Source organism: Nocardiopsis sp. JB363, assembly GCF_900143625.1.
In the GTDB taxonomy this organism is placed as follows: Bacteria; Actinomycetota; Actinomycetes; order Streptosporangiales; family Streptosporangiaceae; genus Nocardiopsis.
In genome coordinates, this window is record NZ_FRFF01000003.1 from 24113 (window position 1) to 40181 (window position 16069).

Annotated in this window: 16 protein-coding genes; 9 read left to right on the plus strand and 7 right to left on the minus strand. The window is 69.5% G+C overall.

Annotated features, from left to right (window positions below; genetic code table 11):
• Positions 1 to 102: 102 nt before the first annotated feature.
• The 3 genes from BQ8420_RS00695 to BQ8420_RS00705 all read right to left on the minus strand — a co-directional run bounded on the left by BQ8420_RS00695 (position 103) and on the right by BQ8420_RS00705 (position 4986).
• Entirely contained in the window at positions 103 to 3630 is a 3528-nt protein-coding gene (locus tag BQ8420_RS00695; RefSeq protein WP_087095835.1) for a TcpE family conjugal transfer membrane protein, read from the minus strand.
• Between the two features lie 18 nt (positions 3631 to 3648).
• Positions 3649 to 3969 (minus strand): hypothetical protein, encoded by a 321-nt coding sequence (locus BQ8420_RS00700; RefSeq protein ID WP_087095836.1) that lies wholly within the window; start codon positions 3967 to 3969, stop codon positions 3649 to 3651.
• Between the two features lie 72 nt (positions 3970 to 4041).
• Entirely contained in the window at positions 4042 to 4986 is a 945-nt protein-coding gene (locus BQ8420_RS00705; protein WP_087095837.1) for a conjugal transfer protein, read from the minus strand.
• 399 nt (positions 4987 to 5385) lie between these two features.
• Between BQ8420_RS00705 and BQ8420_RS00710 the strand changes: the two genes are divergently transcribed.
• Genes BQ8420_RS00710 through BQ8420_RS00720 form a run of 3 tightly spaced genes read left to right on the plus strand, consistent with a single transcriptional unit; the run spans position 5386 to position 7273 of the window.
• The gene (locus BQ8420_RS00710) at positions 5386 to 6081 is read left to right on the plus strand and encodes a lysoplasmalogenase (protein ID WP_087095838.1); all 696 of its coding nucleotides are present in this window, start codon (positions 5386 to 5388) and stop codon (positions 6079 to 6081) included.
• Positions 6082 to 6091: 10 nt separating this feature from the next.
• Positions 6092 to 6802, plus strand: coding sequence for a hypothetical protein (locus BQ8420_RS00715; protein WP_235005847.1), 711 nt, complete (start codon positions 6092 to 6094; stop codon positions 6800 to 6802).
• A gap of 27 nt (positions 6803 to 6829) precedes the next feature.
• Positions 6830 to 7273 carry a VOC family protein gene (locus tag BQ8420_RS00720; protein ID WP_087095840.1) on the plus strand — a complete coding sequence of 148 codons (444 nt, stop codon included), beginning with the start codon at positions 6830 to 6832 and terminating at the stop codon, positions 7271 to 7273.
• Between the two features lie 17 nt (positions 7274 to 7290).
• Here the strand turns inward: BQ8420_RS00720 and BQ8420_RS00725 are convergent, their stop codons facing one another.
• The gene (locus BQ8420_RS00725) at positions 7291 to 7548 is read right to left on the minus strand and encodes a DUF2798 domain-containing protein (protein WP_087095841.1); all 258 of its coding nucleotides are present in this window, start codon (positions 7546 to 7548) and stop codon (positions 7291 to 7293) included.
• 391 nt (positions 7549 to 7939) lie between these two features.
• Here BQ8420_RS00725 and BQ8420_RS00730 point away from each other — a divergent pair, with 391 nt between their 5' ends.
• The 3 genes from BQ8420_RS00730 to BQ8420_RS00740 all read left to right on the plus strand — a co-directional run bounded on the left by BQ8420_RS00730 (position 7940) and on the right by BQ8420_RS00740 (position 9661).
• Complete coding sequence (locus BQ8420_RS00730) at positions 7940 to 8569, plus strand: TetR/AcrR family transcriptional regulator (RefSeq protein WP_087095923.1); 630 nt, start codon at positions 7940 to 7942, stop codon at positions 8567 to 8569.
• A complete protein-coding gene (locus tag BQ8420_RS00735; RefSeq protein WP_087095842.1) occupies positions 8569 to 8913 on the plus strand; it encodes a DUF6204 family protein in 345 nt (114 codons plus the stop codon). The genes BQ8420_RS00730 and BQ8420_RS00735 overlap by 1 nt, the downstream gene beginning before the upstream one ends.
• A 136-nt stretch (positions 8914 to 9049) precedes the next feature.
• The gene (locus BQ8420_RS00740) at positions 9050 to 9661 is read left to right on the plus strand and encodes an NAD(P)-dependent oxidoreductase (protein ID WP_160049262.1); all 612 of its coding nucleotides are present in this window, start codon (positions 9050 to 9052) and stop codon (positions 9659 to 9661) included.
• Positions 9662 to 9710: 49 nt separating this feature from the next.
• On the opposite strand, the gene BQ8420_RS00745 is transcribed toward BQ8420_RS00740, so the two are convergent.
• Together BQ8420_RS00745 and ychF are read right to left on the minus strand one after the other, a co-directional pair.
• Positions 9711 to 10691 carry an LLM class flavin-dependent oxidoreductase gene (locus tag BQ8420_RS00745; RefSeq protein WP_087095844.1) on the minus strand — a complete coding sequence of 327 codons (981 nt, stop codon included), beginning with the start codon at positions 10689 to 10691 and terminating at the stop codon, positions 9711 to 9713.
• A 134-nt stretch (positions 10692 to 10825) separates the two neighbouring features.
• The gene (ychF, locus tag BQ8420_RS00750; protein ID WP_087095845.1) at positions 10826 to 11911 is read right to left on the minus strand and encodes a redox-regulated ATPase YchF; all 1086 of its coding nucleotides are present in this window, start codon (positions 11909 to 11911) and stop codon (positions 10826 to 10828) included.
• A 210-nt stretch (positions 11912 to 12121) separates the two neighbouring features.
• Between ychF and BQ8420_RS00755 the strand changes: the two genes are divergently transcribed.
• The 3 genes from BQ8420_RS00755 to BQ8420_RS00765 all read left to right on the plus strand — a co-directional run bounded on the left by BQ8420_RS00755 (position 12122) and on the right by BQ8420_RS00765 (position 15603).
• The gene (locus tag BQ8420_RS00755; RefSeq protein ID WP_087095846.1) at positions 12122 to 13087 is read left to right on the plus strand and encodes an FkbM family methyltransferase; all 966 of its coding nucleotides are present in this window, start codon (positions 12122 to 12124) and stop codon (positions 13085 to 13087) included.
• A 200-nt stretch (positions 13088 to 13287) separates the two neighbouring features.
• Positions 13288 to 14529, plus strand: coding sequence for a DNA recombination protein RmuC (gene rmuC / locus BQ8420_RS00760; protein ID WP_087095847.1), 1242 nt, complete (start codon positions 13288 to 13290; stop codon positions 14527 to 14529).
• Between the two features lie 465 nt (positions 14530 to 14994).
• The gene (locus BQ8420_RS00765; protein ID WP_087095848.1) at positions 14995 to 15603 is read left to right on the plus strand and encodes a DUF6542 domain-containing protein; all 609 of its coding nucleotides are present in this window, start codon (positions 14995 to 14997) and stop codon (positions 15601 to 15603) included.
• Positions 15604 to 15627: 24 nt separating this feature from the next.
• On the opposite strand, the gene BQ8420_RS00770 is transcribed toward BQ8420_RS00765, so the two are convergent.
• Positions 15628 to 15870 (minus strand): exodeoxyribonuclease VII small subunit, encoded by a 243-nt coding sequence (locus tag BQ8420_RS00770; protein WP_087095849.1) that lies wholly within the window; start codon positions 15868 to 15870, stop codon positions 15628 to 15630.
• Between the last annotated feature and the right edge of the window lie 199 nt (positions 15871 to 16069).

Genomic DNA, 16069 nt, shown 5'->3' on the forward strand with positions numbered 1-16069 from the left:
GGCGAACCCCGGCCGACCCGGCGCTGGAGACGCCGACACGGCTACGAACGAAACCTGTGAGGCCCGCCCCTGAACGGGGCGGGCCTCACACGTTCGTCGACCTCAGGACTGCCCGACCGGTTCCAGCGTGTTGACCAGGACCCCGGCCAACGCCCCGTGGGCGCGCTTGGTGGCCGGTTTCAACGCCCCCACGTCGATCTTCGTGTAGGACGCGCCCAGGTGGTCGTCCCACGGGATGCGCACGATCGCGCGGCAGCGACCGCGGGCCACCCGTTCGGCGGCGTCGACGTCCGGCAGGCTGCGCTTGCTCACCCCGTTGACCACCAGGACCGAGTTGGCGCGCAGGGCCGCGTATCCATTGCCGTCCAACCACTCGAACGTCATGGACACCGCCCTCTCCGCGTCGGCGCTGGCCGGGGCGACCAGGACGAGCCCGTCGGCGACCGGGAGCGCACGGGCCACCCCGGTGGCGGCCGGGTCCAGCAGGGTGATGCCGTAGAACGAACCCAGCAGGTCGGTGAGCTGACCGTAGTCACGATCGTCCAGGGTCTGCACGTACGGGTCGTCGAGGGTCTGCACGACCTCCAGACCCGTGCGGGCGCGGCCGGCGTAGGAGCGCATGTGCTCGTACTCGTCGATCGCGTCGGCGTTGGCCAGCAGCGCGGTGAGCGTCTCCGGGGCCTGGGCGCCCACCCGGCGGGACAGACCGTTGGCGCCGGGATTGACGTCGACCGCCACCACCCGATCGTCGCGGTGCACCGCGAGGGTGTGGCCGACCATCAGCGCCGTCACCGTCTGCCCGGCACCGCCGGTGCAGCCCAGCACCACCAGGGAACGCGGTTCCGCCAGCGGGGCGCGCAACCGTTCGATGTCGGCGGTGGGCAGGTCCGATCGGACCGGGGTGCCGCCGCCCGTGACGACCTTGGCGAGCCGGCGCCAGCCGCGGGTTCCACCGGAGTCCGTCGCCGGTTCCTCGGTGGCCGGGGCGGGCTCGGTCAGGCGGTCCTGTTCACCGGTTCCGTGGTCGAGTTCCAGGCCCGGCTTGGCCGGTTCGGGTTCGGGTTCGGTGGTGGCGGGGTGGTGCTCGGGCGGTTCGGGTTCCTCGCCGGGGGTCGGCTGGCCGAAGAGCTGCCCGATGCGTCGCGCGTTGTGCGCCACCCGGTGGAACACCCCGTCGTGGGGGTCGTGGGGGTCGTGAGCGGCATCGGTCTGTTCCTCGGCCTGCTTCTCCGCGGGTTCTTCGGCCTGCTTCTCGGCCTGTTTCTCGGTCGGGAGGTCCTCGCCGGGCCGCTCCGCCTCCTTGTCGCGGCGCCGCGCCCGCAGCGCGGCCTCCTCCGCCTCGGCGAGCTCCGCCTCGGTGGGGCGGGCCGGCTCGGGTTCGGGCTGCGGCTTGGCTCGGGGTTCGGGCTTGGGTTCGGGGCGCTTCGCCTTGGGCCTGGGCCTGGGCCTGGGCTTGGGTTCCGCACGGACCTCGACGAAGCTGACGAGTTCCCCGGTGCCGTGGTCCAGCTGGGTGGCGGGCTTGACGGCCTCGGCCTCGGCGGCCTCCTCCGCGGTCCGCCGCTCCTCTTCCTCTTCGCGTTCCTGCTTACGGCGCTCCTCACGGAGCTCGCTGACGGGGATCACCGGGTTGTCCTTGTCGCCGACCTTCGGCTGGTCCGGGTGGCGGCGCTTGCCGTCGTCGAACCATTCGGAAGAGTCGGTGGGCTCGACCGGTCGCTCTTCCACGGGGATCGCGTCGGCGAACTTGGGCCGCGGCGGCGCGGGGGTGTCGGCCTTGATCAGGTGCCGGTCGAGCACGGACATGTGGTTGTCCTGCTCGCCGGTGCCGTGGTCCAGTTCGGGAACCTGCGGGCGGGGTCGCGCCGCGTGCGAGACCTGGGGACCGGCTTCCGTACGGCCGACCCGGTCCGGGGTTCCGTGATCCTCCCAGGAGGCGTCGGTCTCGGCCTGCTGAGCGGGCGCCTCCGTCGCGGCCTTCTGAGCGGGCGCCTCGGTTACGGCCGCGGGGGCCTCGGTTACGGCTGCGGGCGCCTCGGTTACGGCCGCGGGCGCCTCGGTCTCGGTCTCGACCTTCTCCACCGGCGCGTCCGTCTCGGTCTCTTCGACCTCGACGTCGGCCCGGCGCTGCTCCTCGGTCTTCTTCGGAGTGCCCGAGGCGGGGGGCAGCCAGGGGGCCGGTGCGACGTTGCGGGCCGCCGAAGGGCGACCGGTCGCCTCGGCGTATCGGGCCGCGTAGTCCGACAGGTCCGGGTACTCGCCCCGGCGTTCCGGCTTCTCCAGCTCCCAGGGGGAGGCGTGCGGGCGCTCCTTGCGGCGCGGCCGCTCGGCCTCCTTCTTCTGAACCTTCTCGTCGTCGGTGACGGGCAGTGCCCGACCACGGGCCTTCTGCGACTCCGCCGGCGGGCGCACCCTCTCGCGGGCGCGCTCGGGTGCGTCGCTCACCTCGGTGTGCGCGGTGACGTCGGTGGGCTCGCCCTCACGTTCACGGCGGGCGTCCAGGTCCCGGGCCACCTGAATCCCCTGCACGCGCCCGCGCAGGCGGCGCGAGGGCACGGAATCGAGCGAGGACTCCGGTTCCGGCTCTCGGCGTACGGCCTCGCCGAGTTCGGCGCTGCTCATCGCCCCGGTGTCGCTGGGGGCGTAGGCGCTCTTGGAGGTCAGCCCCACGGGAGTCTCACCCGAGGAGGCCTTCAGCTGGGCGAACCACTCGTCGCGGTCGCGCTGCTCGTCCTCCTCGGAGACGTAGAGGGGTTCGCCGAAGTCGACGTCGTCCTCTTCCTCCCCACCGGCGTGTGAGAGCGCGCGGTGATCCTCACGGGGCGGCGGGGTGCCGTCGTCGTTCGCGGACAGGCCGAACCCGAAGTATCCGAGCACCCGGCGGCCCACGCCGCGACGCGGACGATTCTCCTCGCCCTCGTCCTGACCGGGGGGCCGCGTGGTGGTCATGGCCATGGGCGCCTCCTCCCGGTCGGGAGCCTCCGCCGTGGCCCCGACGGTGACCGGGACCTTGCGGGCCGGGGTGTACTCGACGGCGTCGTCGGGTTCGGGCTCCGGTTCGGCAGCGGGTTCGGGGGTGGGCACCCCGCGCAGTGGCGGGGCGGCCTCCCGAGCGGCGCGCAGGGCCAGTTCCTTCTCTGAGACCTCGGGAACCGGGGCCTCCTCGACGGAGGCCTCGTGTTCGGCGAGCGCCGTCTCCTCCTCCACGCGCCCGCGGCGGCCACCGCGGGCCAGGGGCAGTGGACCGGCGGCCGGGTCCCGGTGCCACACGCGCACCGCGACCCGGACCTGCGCCGGTTCGTACTCCGGGGCCATCCGGGTGTACACACGCGCCTCGGCGAGGAAGCGCGTCTGCGAGATGAGCAGTTCGGTGAGGCGTTTGCCCTCGATCACCGGCCGGGTCGCGAGCACGGTGATCACCCCGGGCGGGACGACCCACAGCACCAGGTGCCAGCCGTTACCGAAGTCGAACGGGGCCCGCAGCAGGGTCAGCAGCACCACCCAGAGCGCGAAGACGCCCAGGGCGACACCGAAGGTACCGACCGGAAGCGGCATGGGCAGCCGGAAATCGTAGAGCTTGTACAGCCGCTTTTCGATACGCCAGATGTTGGTGTATGTGGGCAGATCCACGTTTCCGGCCTCCCTCGCCTATTCCGTCGGTACGCCCATCGCTCGGGCGATGGCCACCGCGATGACCTCGATGATGCCGGGGACGTAGAAGACGATCCCGATGAAGATCGCCAGGATCATGAACTGCGCGAACCGGGTGATCTCCCTGGTGAACAGGAAGAAGATCGCGACGATGGACACGATGACGAGGAAGAGCGGACCGAAGAACCCGCGCAGGAACTCCGCGAGGCCGCCGGTGTCGGGGGCGTTCTCGGTGGGGGTCTCGGCCGCCAGGTGGAGAAGGTCCGTACCGCCGAGGGCCGTCATGGCGTCGGCGGTGGAGGACAGCAGGGGGAGCATGTCAGGCGTCTCCCTCCGGTGTCGTTACTGGTGTGCGCATGGTCCTTCTCGTCTCCTTGCCTACGGGCCCCGTCATCCGCCGAACGAATGCGGGGCGCCCTGGATGTCACGCACGTACCACTCGTTGCCCGAGTTGACGACCGTGACCAGGTAGTTCTGTGCCATCGTCCCGGTCCCCGCGGCGCCCTCCGCCGGTTCGGCGGCGGGAAGGGACCAGGACACGGTGGCCGATACCTGACGTACGTCATCATCCTCGGTCGAGGACTGAGATGGCACGGTGATATCGGTCAGTTCGGCGAATTCCAGGGTGTTCGCCGGAAGTGGGGCGATCGTGGCGCCGGGTTCCACGTACCGGTCGAGGTGCCCGGCTTCCTCCGCGTAGACCTCGAAGAAGCCGGAGAGGGTGTCGGTGAGCTGTTCGGCGGCCTGTTCGTCGGTGTCGTAGGACTGCCCCTGCGGCAGTTCCGCCTGGGCGGGGGCGGCCATGAGCGCGGGAGGTCCGGAGAGCACCAGGGCGTCGCCGTCGCTGTAGACGGGCACCTCCAGGCCCATGGGTTCGCCGTTGACGTCGGCGCGCACCACCACGCGGGCGTTGTGGTCGTCCAGGACGTCGACGGCGACGACGGTGAGGTTGTCGCCGGTGAGGCTGTCGGCGGGAAGGGCGAGGCCGCCGGTCTCGTCTTCGGGGACGAACGCGGCCAGGGCGCTCTGGCGGGCCTCGGGGTCGGAGGTATCGAGGTAGGTGCCGGCGAAGCGCAGGGCGAACGCGGCGGCGGAGGTCTCGGGGAAGGCCGCGGACTCGGAGGTCTCGGGTTCGGAGGCCGAGGAGATGGGGAGGGAGAACCCGTTGCGGATGGGGAACCAGATGCCGTTGAAGACGACGACGATGATGAACGCCCACAGCAGGACGCGCCCCACACCGACCCACCAGCGACCGCCCGCGCCCGCGCGTGGAGTGCGGGTGCGCGGGGCGTCGAGATCGTGGTCGTCGTCGGCCCGGTCACGCACCTTGGCCATCCCCGCCTCCTGAACACGGTTACGCGCCGACGTTGTCGCCGACGCTTCGGTCATGCACTTGTCTACCCCATCCCTATAGTGAGGCATTGTGCGGGTTGGGAGCGCCCAGGAAGGGCCCGCGTTTCCCCATCGAGGGCACATTGCACCCCAAGGGAAAACCACCCAAAGGGCCTAGAGTACGACAATTCTCCACAGAAACCTCTGTGAAGAGGTGTCGACGGGCGCATTTCTGGCCAGACCGTAAAGGGATTAGTCACCCGCTGGAGAGCAAGATGTGGCTTGCGGGCACCGATCCCGGCATCGATTCGGGGCCGACCGGGCCGCGGGGACCTCCGGCGAACCCGTTCGAAAAGGGGACATTCACACCTCAGTGACCTGCATCACCCCTAAGATGTCCGGATGATCCCCAGTCGCACACTTCCCCGCGTCCTCCTGATCCTCTTCGCCGTACTCGCGGTGGCGCACCTGGTGATCCAACTGCTCGGGATAGCGGCCTGGGATCGACCGACGCAGGTGTTCCTCATGCCCGCCCTGCTGTTGGTGCTCGCCGGCGCCACCGGGCGACCGCGCGGCCGACTGATCATCCTGGCGATGGTCGCGCTGGTGTTCTCCTGGCTCGGCGACACCGCCCCGGCGTTCGCCTCGGGCGACCTCGCGTTCCTGCTGATGGTGGGGTTCTTCCTCATCGCGCAAGTGGTGTACGTGGCGGCGTTCTGGCCCTACCGGTCCGACAGCGTGCTGACCCGGCGCAGGTGGCTGCTGGCGCCCTACATCGGGTTCGTGGCGCTCCTGGTGTGGGCGTGCGCCCCGCACGCCGGCGGTCTCTTGGTCCCGGTGCTGTTGTACGGCCTCGTGCTGGGGCTGATGGCGGTGCTCTCCACCGGGCTGGGCCCGTGGGTGGCGGCCGGCGGCGCGCTGTTCCTGATTTCGGACGCCCTGATCGCCCTGCGCGCGTTCGCGCCAGGATGGGACGCGGTGCCCTTGGGCGGGTTCTGGGTGATGAGCACCTACATCGTCGCGCAGACCCTCATCGTGCTGGGCCTGCTCGCCCGCCCCCGCACCCACACCCGGGCCGGCGTCGGCACCTCGGCGTAGTGTGCACGCCATGGACCAACGACTTCGCCGATTACGGCGCGAATTCCGCAAGAACCGAAAGAACGAACACCCGGCCCGACGGGCGACGCGGGTGTTCGGCTACGCCGCGCTGGTGGGGTTGGCGTTCCTGTTCCCGGGCGTTCCGATCGGCATCGTGATCGAACTGCTCACCGGCGGCCTCGGAGGCCCCGTGTTCCTCGTCCCGCTCGGGTCGGGCGTACTTCTGACCTCCGTGGGTTGGATCATGTGGGCCTCGTGGTCGGCGACCCTGGATCGGTACGAGGATTCCCTCGATACGACCGCGAAGCTCACCCTGGCGGCCACCACGGCGCTCGTCCTGGGCGTCGTGTGCGTCGCGGCCGTCGGACTCCCGCTGTACTTCCATCCCGACGCCGAACCCCCGGACTCGCTGATCCCCGTGATCATCGGTCTCATCGGCCTGGGCGTCCTCCTCGTCGTCGGGACCATCATCGGGGCGGCCGTCTACGGAGGGATCGCTCTGGGCGGTCCGCGCTGGTGGTGGGCGGGCGCGCTGCTGTGTGCCGGCCTCTTCGCGACCGCCATCGGGATGGGCGTCGAGGTGCCCTCGCTCACCGTCCTGGGCGTCGCCGCGCTGGTCGTCTCCGTCATCGGTTACCGCCGAGCCCTGAAGTCCGGCCTCGCGCAAGCCGGTCCGGACACCATCGAGTCGGCCGCCCACCGCGAGCGCCACGACCTGTGACGGCCACTCCCGCGTAGTGTGCCCGCCATGGACCAACGACTCAGTCTCGTCACCCTGGGCGTGCACGACGTCGCCGCCGCCGCGGACTTCTACGTGGCCGTGGGCTTCGAGCGCCGACACGACCTGGGCGGCATCGTGTTCCTGCCCACCACCGGAACGGCCCTGGCCCTGTACGGGTGGGACGCCCTGGCGGCGGACACCGGGCGGCCCGCCGCCGGCGAGGGCTTCCGCGGGGTCACCCTGGCGATGAACCTGGACTCCGTATCCGAGGTCGACCAGGTGTTCGCCGCGTGGGTCGCGGCGGGGGCCACCGCCGTGCGCGCCCCGGAGTCCAAGGAATGGGGCGGCCATTCGGGTTACGTGGCCGACCCGGACGGGCACCTGTGGGAGATCGCGCACAATCCCTCACAGGCGCTCATGCGCATCGACGAACACGGCCGCCTGTACCTGACCCCGCCGGTCGCCCGCTGAGGCGCGGCCTCAGCGGATCAGTTCGCCTCGGAAACGGCAGCCGCCTGCTCGCCACGGGGGCGAAGGATGAAGCCGGTGAGCGCCATCGACGCGGGCCAGGCGACCATGGTCAGGGCGAAGGCGATGGGCCAGGCGATGATGAACTGCTTGGGCCAGGTGACCAGCCACTCCATGGACGGGCCACCGGAGAAGATCATGCCCAGGAGGCCCGACATCGTCGAGGCCATGATGAAGGTCATGATGATCTGGGAGAGAAAGATGCTCTTCTTGCTCAACGTCGGTTCCTTTTCAGGGACGACGACGCCATCGATGCAGACGGTGGCGCCGCCCCTTGGGTAAGAGGTATCGGGCGCCTCGGGTTCGCACCGTCGGGTACGACTGCATCTCAAGAGAGTGAGGGCTGGAATAACCACACCAGCCAAGATCTTTCAGGCCCGTCCATGATATCGCGTCCAGGCGACGGTGCCGGTGTGGCGATGCCCACCGGTCTCCTACGTGCTCGCCCCATCCGCGCTCGGCCATGGGCTCCACGGGTTCCGGAGCCGAACAGCCTCCGTGGCGGGCACGGCGTGGAACCGGCCCTCGCTCCACCAGTTCACCGAATCCGCCGCTGCGCCGATCCAGATACCCAACAGGATCCAGATACATACTGGTATGCTCGTGGCCATGACGAGTCAGACCCAGGGTGCTCGGACACGACTGTCGCGCGATGAGAGCCGCGAGGAGACGCGACGGCGGTTGGTCGACTCCGCGACCGAGCTCTTCGCCCGGTTCGGTGTCTCCGACACCTCGCTCCACACTGTGGCCGAGCACGCCGGGTACAGCAGGGGAGCATTCCACAGCAACTTCGCCGACAAGGCGGAACTGGCCGAAGCGGTGGCGTTGAGCGCCACCTCGACGATCGGGCCGACACTCGACGCGCTGTTGTCCGGCCCCTCCCCGAGTTCCGAGCGGCTCCGGGACTACATTCGCGGCTACCTGAGCTTCTGCGCGGAGCACCCGGTCCAGACGGGAGCGCTGATCGCCGTGGTCGGGTTCCAGAGCCGGTTCGACACCGCCCGGTTCACCTCCCGAATGGAAGAGTCGTTCCGCGGCCTGATCGGACTGTTCGAGGACGGTCAGAACCGCGACGAAATGCGCCCCTTCGACCCGTGGTTCATGGCATACGTGCTCCGCACGACGCTCGACGCCTCCGCGGCCCGTATCGACGCGGGAACACTGCCGACCTCAGCGGAGGAAACGATCAATGAGGTCGTCGACATATTCGACCTGGCGACACGGAGAGAGACGAACTGATGGAACGAACCTATCGAGTGACCGTTCGAGGCAGGTTCACTGATCTGACATCGCAACAACGCACCCGGTTGTTGGCCGAGCAGAGCGATCATGGGTTGTTCAGTGCGACCTTCAGCCGTGAGGGAACCTTCCTGTACGGTCCCGAACTCGCCGGCTACCAGTTCCGATCCGAAGTCGTCATCGACGAGCCCGACCCGGTCGACGCGGAGACGCTCGCGCGAATGCAGGCGGAGGACCACGCGACCACCGACCTGGAGAACCGCGGTTTCCAGGGGCGGATCGTCGACGTATCGGCCGTATGCATGAACGACATACGCGTCCGAAGAGGAAGCTCACGCTCATGACTCCGCCACGGGCCCGTGGAGGACCTCTCGTGGGTGCTCGTCCGTCGAGTGGATTCGAGACCTTGAAGCGGAACTCCACGACGTCGCCCCGGGACTAGAGTTCCTACGACATCCACGAACGACGAACGAGGACTCCGTGAAGATCACTTTGGTCGGCGGTTCTCAGGGCACCGGCGCGCGACTGGCCGCCCTCGCGCGCGAGGCGGGACACGACGTCACGATCGTCTCGCGCGCCGCCGACGCCGCAGGCGCGGGCCGCGTGATCACCGGCGACGCCACGGATCCCACCGTGGCCGCGGAAGCGGTCACCGAAGCCGACGCCGTCGTGGTGACCGTGGGCGGCGCGAAGGGAGTGCCCCATCAGCGCACCGCGGTCACCAAGAGCGTGATCAAGGCGATGGAGGAGGCCGGGGTGCGCCGCCTCCTCGTTCAGTCCTCCCTGGGCGCGGGCGACTCCACTTCACAACTCCCCGGCCCGATCGGTCTGATCACCCGGCTCCTGCTCGCCAAACCCCTGGCCGACCACAACGAGCAGGAGGCGGCCGTCCGGACTTCGGGGCTGGACTGGACCGTGGTCCGACCGACGGGACTCACCGACAAGCGGCCCACGGGTGCGTGGCGTGCGTTGGAGGTGGCGGACCAGGGCCGGCTCGGTGGCACGATCACCCGGGCCGACCTCGCCGCGTACATGCTCCGGGTCCTGGAGGACGACGCGACCATCGGCAAGGCCATCGGGGTGAGCAACTGACCCCGGGCCGCGCCGTCGACCGGATCCCCGGTGAGGACGAGAAGCGGGGTCAGAACCAGTTCTCGGCCAGCAGCTGGAGTGAGCGTTCACGGACGGCCGGGTCGTAGGCGTAGGTGACGGTGATGAGCTCATCGGCGCCCGTGCGCTCGACGAACTCGGTCAGCTGACGCACGGCGGTCCGCGGGCCGCCCACGGCCTTGATGCTGAGCATCGGGTTGTCCCCGCCCCGCGCCTGGGCCGGGTCGATCGGCGGCTGGAGCTTGCGACGCCGGCCGGTCGAGATGTCGCCGAACATCTGGATCAGGGTGGTGTACTCGCGCTCGGCCTCGGCGTCGCTGTCGGCCACCATCACGTTGATTCCGGCCATGACGTAGGGCTTGTCGATCTGCGCCGTCGGAGCGTCGGCGGTGAAGCTGCTCCGGTAGACCTTGATCGCGTCGTCGAGCTGGTCGGGCGCGAAGTGCGAGGCGACGGAGAACGGCAGCCCGAGCTGACCGGCGATGGAAGCACCGTTGACGGTCGAGCCGAGGACCCAGATCGGGACCTCGGTGCCCTGGGACACCGCCGAGGCGATCGGCGCGCTCCGGCTCGTGCCTTCGCTGCCGAACCAGCCCTGGAGGTCGAAGATGTTCTCCGCGAACGCCTGCGGTTCGGCCGAGGAACGGCTCAGCGCCTGGGCCGTCATCATGTCGGTGCCCGGCGCCCGGCCCAGACCGAGGTCGATACGGTCACCGTGGATGTTGGCCAGCGTGCCGTACTGTTCGGCCACCATGAGCGGGGCGTGGTTGGGGAACATGACGCCGCCCGATCCCACGCGGATCCGCTCGGTCACCGTGGCGGCCTGGTCGATGAGCAACGCCGTGGCGCTGGCGGCGAGGTTCATGGTGTTGTGGTGCTCCGCGAACCAGAGTCGCGTATAGCCGAGCCGGTCGGCCACACGCGCCGCCGACATCGACGCCGCGATGCCCTCGCGGGCCGTCGACCCCTCGGAGATGGAGACAAGGTCGAGAATACTCAGTGGGACCGGCACAGTAGGTCTTCTCCTTCACGAAAAGCTTGGCCGGGCCGCGGTGACGCGGCCCCGACTCGGGTGTGACCCAGAGCGAGCGTCGCCAGGTGTCACGAAGGGCGGCCCAGGACTCCCCGGACCGCCCTCGCATCGGATCAGACGTTGAAACGGAACTCCACAACGTCGCCGTCCGACATCACGTATTCCTTGCCCTCCATACGGACCTTGCCCGCGGCGCGGGCCGCGGCCATGTCGCCGTTCTCGACGAGGTCGTCGAAGGACACGGTCTCGGCCTTGATGAAGCCGCGTTCGAAGTCGGTGTGGATGACACCGGCCGCCTGGGGGGCCGTCGCGCCCTTCCTGATCGTCCAGGCGCGCGCCTCCTTGGGACCCGCGGTCAGGTACGTCTGAAGCCCGAGCGTGGCGAAGCCGACGCGGACGAGCTGGGCCAGGCCCGACTCGGTCTGGCCGAGGGACTCCAGCAGCTCCTGGGCCTCGTCCTCCTCCAGCTCGGCCAGCTCCGCCTCGATCTTGGCGTCGAGGAAGATCGCCTCGGCCGGGGAGACCAGCTCCTGCAGCTTGGTGCGCAGGGCCTCGTCTTCGAGCTCGTCGCTGTCGAGGTTGAACACGTAGATGAACGGCTTGACGGTGAGCAGGCTCAGCTCGCGCAGCCGGCCCAGGTCCACACCCTTGGCCTGGGACAGCGAAGTGCCCTCGTTCAGGATCTCCTGGGCCTCGTTGGCGGCCACGAGGAGCTCCTGGGCGCCCTTGTCCTTGGCGTTGCGCTTGGCGTCCTTCTCCAGGCGCGGGATCGCCTTCTCCAGGGTCTGGAGGTCGGCGAGGATCAGTTCGGTGTTGATGGTCTCGATGTCGCGGGAGGGCTCGATGTCACCGTCGACGTGGGTGACGTCGGCGTCCTCGAAGGCCCGGATGACCTGGCAGATCGCGTCGCTCTCGCGGATGTTGGCGAGGAACTTGTTACCCAGGCCCTCACCGGTGGAGGCGCCGCGGACGATGCCCGCGATGTCCACGAAGTCCACCGTCGCCGGAAGGATCTTCGCGGAACCGAAGATCTCGGCCAGCTTTCCGAGCCGGGCATCGGGAACACCCACGACCCCGACGTTGGGCTCGATGGTCGCGAACGGATAGTTCGCGGCCAGAGCGTCGTTTTTGGTCAGGGCGTTGAAAAGGGTGGACTTGCCGACGTTGGGCAGGCCGACGATCCCGATAGACAGACTCACAAGCTCAGAGTGTATGCGTCCCGACGGGTGGGCGAGGACCGAGAACTTTCATGAAAACCCAGTGCACCGACATCGCTACTCAGAGTAGGTTCGAGGTGCGAAGCCGGGCACCTCGGACGGGGAGACGGAGACGTCCGAACAAGTACACAGATCGGACGGCGGGGTGACCGGCGACGCCCACGGCACCATTCTTTGGGGGAAGAGGACACTGTGGTCCACGACCAACTGCGCGCACTCGTGCGCCGATACCCGATCGTGCGTTTCGCCACCCGCCGGATCCGCGTCCACCTGCCCAGACGACTCGGTGGCCTGGACCCCGCCCGTGTCCCGCCGCGCCGCCGCCACCTCACCCTCACGCTCCCTCGCACCGAGAGCGACACACGGGCCCTGGGCCCGGACCGGGTCGAACTCCAACTGCCGGGTGACCTGACGGTCCCCCGCAGGTTGGCCGCCCAGGGGCTGTCCTGGCACGAGCCCGACAGCCTCTCCTGCTTCATGGCGATCCTGGACCACACCGGACCGGGCGCGGTCCTGGACGTGGGGGCGGGGGTGGGCGTGTACGCGATGCTCGCCGCCGCGCGTTCGCGCCGGCCCGTATTCGCCTTCGAGCCCACACCCGAGCTCGCCGCGGCGGCGCGCTCGGTGTCGTCGGCGGCCCATCTCGGTTTCAGCGTGGTCGAACTGGCCCTGAGCAACCACAACGGCACGGCCCGACTCCAGCGGGCGTTGCACAACGACATGTGTCATCAGGTCGTGCACAACGTCCGCCCCGGCCTGCACCACCTGACCGTCGGGGCCACCACACTGGCCCGGTGGAACGAGACGGCGGGCAGTCTTCCCACCGTGGTGAAGATCGACACCGCCGGGAGCGAACCCGAAGTGGTGGCCGGTGGACTGGAGATCCTGCGCCGCTACCGGCCCTGGATGCTCGTCAAGGTCCGGCCCGACCGCGGCCTGGAGGAACGCCTGATGGCCCTCATGGAACCGTTGGAGTACCTGTGGTTTCCGGTGGCCGGCGATCCGCCTTATGAATCCCGCACCCAGATCTGTGGGCGTGCCTCCCCCTCCTGGGAGCGCATGTGGCTGCTCACCCCCGAGGAACCACCGGAGGCGTTCTGGCGCTCACTGCGGGAGTGGCGCACCGCCCTGGAGTCGTGCCGAGGGAACCGGAACTGAGCGGGGCTCACCCACGATGCGCCCGTCGGGGGCCGGCCCACCCGGCCGCCCTCGACGGGCGCACCCTCGCGTGACGATGCCGGGCCGTCGATCCCCGGTGCCGATGGGAGTCGCCGAAAGTTCCAGGGCGGTCCAACAACCCGAGGAAAACGTCCGTCATCGCCCCCGTCCCCACCGCCTCTGCGGGAACATGGGGCACCATGGACGGCTTCGCACTCGTACTCATGCTCCTCATCGGCATCGCCATCGGCGTCGCGGTCGGATGGGCCCTCGCCCGTGGTCGGGACGCCCAGGCCCGGGCCGACGCCCGATCGGCGGAGGAACGCGCCACCTACGTGGAGGAACAGCTCGCCGACCGGTTCCGGGCGATGTCGGCGCAGGCGCTGGACCAGACCAATCAACGATTCATGGAACTGGCCGAGGGGCGGCTGCGCGCGGTCAACGCCGAGGCGGGCGGTGACCTGGACGAGCGTCGCCGGGCGGTGGAACGGATGGTCGAACCGCTCACCCAGACCCTGAACCGCGTGGAAACGCAGCTGCGCGAGGTGGACTCCGGGCGGGCCGCGGCGCACGCCGAACTCGCCAAGCAGGTGGACCTCGTGCGGGAGGGTTCCGAACGCCTGCGCGACCAGACCCAGTCCCTGGTGACCGCGTTGCGTCGACCCGAGGCGCGCGGCCGTTGGGGCGAACTGCAACTGCGCCGGGTGGCGGAGCTGGCGGGGATGGACGCGCACTGCGACTTCCAGGAACAGGCCGTGGCGGGCGCGCACCGCCCCGACATGGTGGTGCGGCTGGCCGGCGGCAAGAACATCGTCGTGGACTCCAAGGTGCCGCTGGCCGCCTACCTGGACGCCGTGGAGGTGGGCGAGGGGCCGAGCGCGGAGGAGCGGCTGCACGCGCACGCCAAGCACCTGCGCACCCACGTGGACCAGTTGGCCGCGAAGTCGTACTGGGCGTCGTTCACCCCGTCACCGGAGTTCGTGGTGCTCTTCATCCCCGGCGAGGCGTTCCTGGCACCGGCGCTGGAACGCGACTCCGGGTTGTTGGAGGACGCCATGGCCCGCCGCGTGCACATCGCGACACCGACCACGCTCATCTCGCTGTTGCGGACCGCGCAGTACGCCTGGCAACAGGAGGCGTTGAGCGAGAACGCGCGCGAGGTGTTCGACCTGGGCAAGCAGCTGCACGGTCGCTTGTCGACACTGGGCGGGCACGTGGAGGGGCTGGGTCGGGCGCTGACCCGGACAGTGACCGCCTACAACCAGACGGTGGGTTCCCTGGAGAGCCGGGTGCTGGTGACCGCGCGGCGCTTCGGGGAGCTGGGCTTGGTCGACGGTGAGCTGGACCGACCGTCCGGGGTGGAGGAGCGCCCGCGCGGGGTGTCCTCACCGGAACTGAGCGAGGGCGGGCTCGACGGGGTCGGGACGAACGGGACCGGTTGAGATACGGGCCGATCGAGGCGCGGGCCGGTCAAGGCGCGGGCCGGTCAAGGCGCGGGCCGGTCGAGGCGCGGGCTGATCGAAGTGTGGGCTGATCGAAGTGCGGGCCGGTCGAGGTGCGGAATCGGTCGAAAGTACGGGCCGGGCGCCAACGACTCGGACATCTGTGGAGCGTCCGGCGCGAACCCTCGCAAGCTCGACGGTATTCGGTGTGCGAACAACGAATAGATGGGCATGACCCAAACCGGGAGCAAGAGGTTCGGACACGGAGGGTGACGAACCACCCGAGTCTCCGGAATCGGCCCGAACCAGGTGGGGTGATCTCGGCGTCCAAGGGGTGGAAGGCACGATCGTCCCGGAACGGGCAAGTGGCCGAAATGACGACACGATCCCGTGAAAGACCCACGAAGCCTTACTAGAAGTGACACACTAAACACTGTGAGTAACAAACTTGGGAGGCGCACGACCATGCCCCCACGCAAGTCGGACGGTCCGGAGCCGGGACAGGCTCCGTATTTCGTGCGGTCCAACGGTCGTGGCCGGAACGTTTCGAGCGCGTCCAAGACACGCAGCCGACCCACGACCACCAAGAACACCACCAACGGGCGGACCGGAACGGTGCGATCCAGCGCCGAACGCGGTGCCACCGGTCGGACCACCTCCTCCGGAACCGTTCGATCGCCCCGGCTGACCGGACGCGGCGCGGTCCTGGTCATCGTCCTGAGCAGCTTCGCCGGAACGATGATCGCGAACCTGACCTCCATCCCCGCCGTCCCAGGCATCATCTTCACGCTCGCCTGCCTGGCCACCGCCGCCCTGGTCCGCCCGGTCGACCTGCTCTCACTGTCGGTGAGCCCGCCGATCGCCTACTTCATCGCGGTGGTCTGCGCCGAGAGCGTGCTCGCCGCCGGCAACGAGGGCTTCGTGCGGGTGCTCATCCTGGGCCTGGCCGCCCGGCTCGCCGAGATCGCCCCCTGGCTGTTCCTGGGTACCGCGCTCGTGCTGGTCATCGCGGTCTTCCGGGGCCTGCCCGGAAACCTCCGCACCCTGGGCGACGAGCTCAACGGACGCAACTGACCGGAACCCGGAGCCCGGGACCGGTCAGAACGGGGTGTCGGGGTCCGCCGGCGCGTCCTCGCGACGCTCGTCCATGGCGGCGGCCAGCTTGGCGCGGGCGCCCTCCAACCAACGCTCGCAGATCCGCGCCAGCTTCTCCCCACGCTCCCAGAGGGCGAGGGACTCCTGGAGGGTCAGGCCGCCCGACTCCAGTTTTCGCACGACGTCGTTCAGCTCCTCCCGGCTCTCCTCGTAGCTCGGCTCCGGGGCCTCGTTGGTCTCGGTCATGCCTGTTCCCCCTGGGTGTCGTCGGTCGTGGTCTTCTTCGCGGTGCTCTTTGCGCCGGTGGACTTCGTCTTCGCCCCGGAGGACTTCGAGCCGGCGCCCTTCGTTCTGGCGCCCTTACCGGCACCGCCGGTCTTCTTGGTGGTGGTGGCCTTCTCAGCGGGGCTCTTGCGGGCCGCGGGCTTCTTGGCGGGGGCCTTTC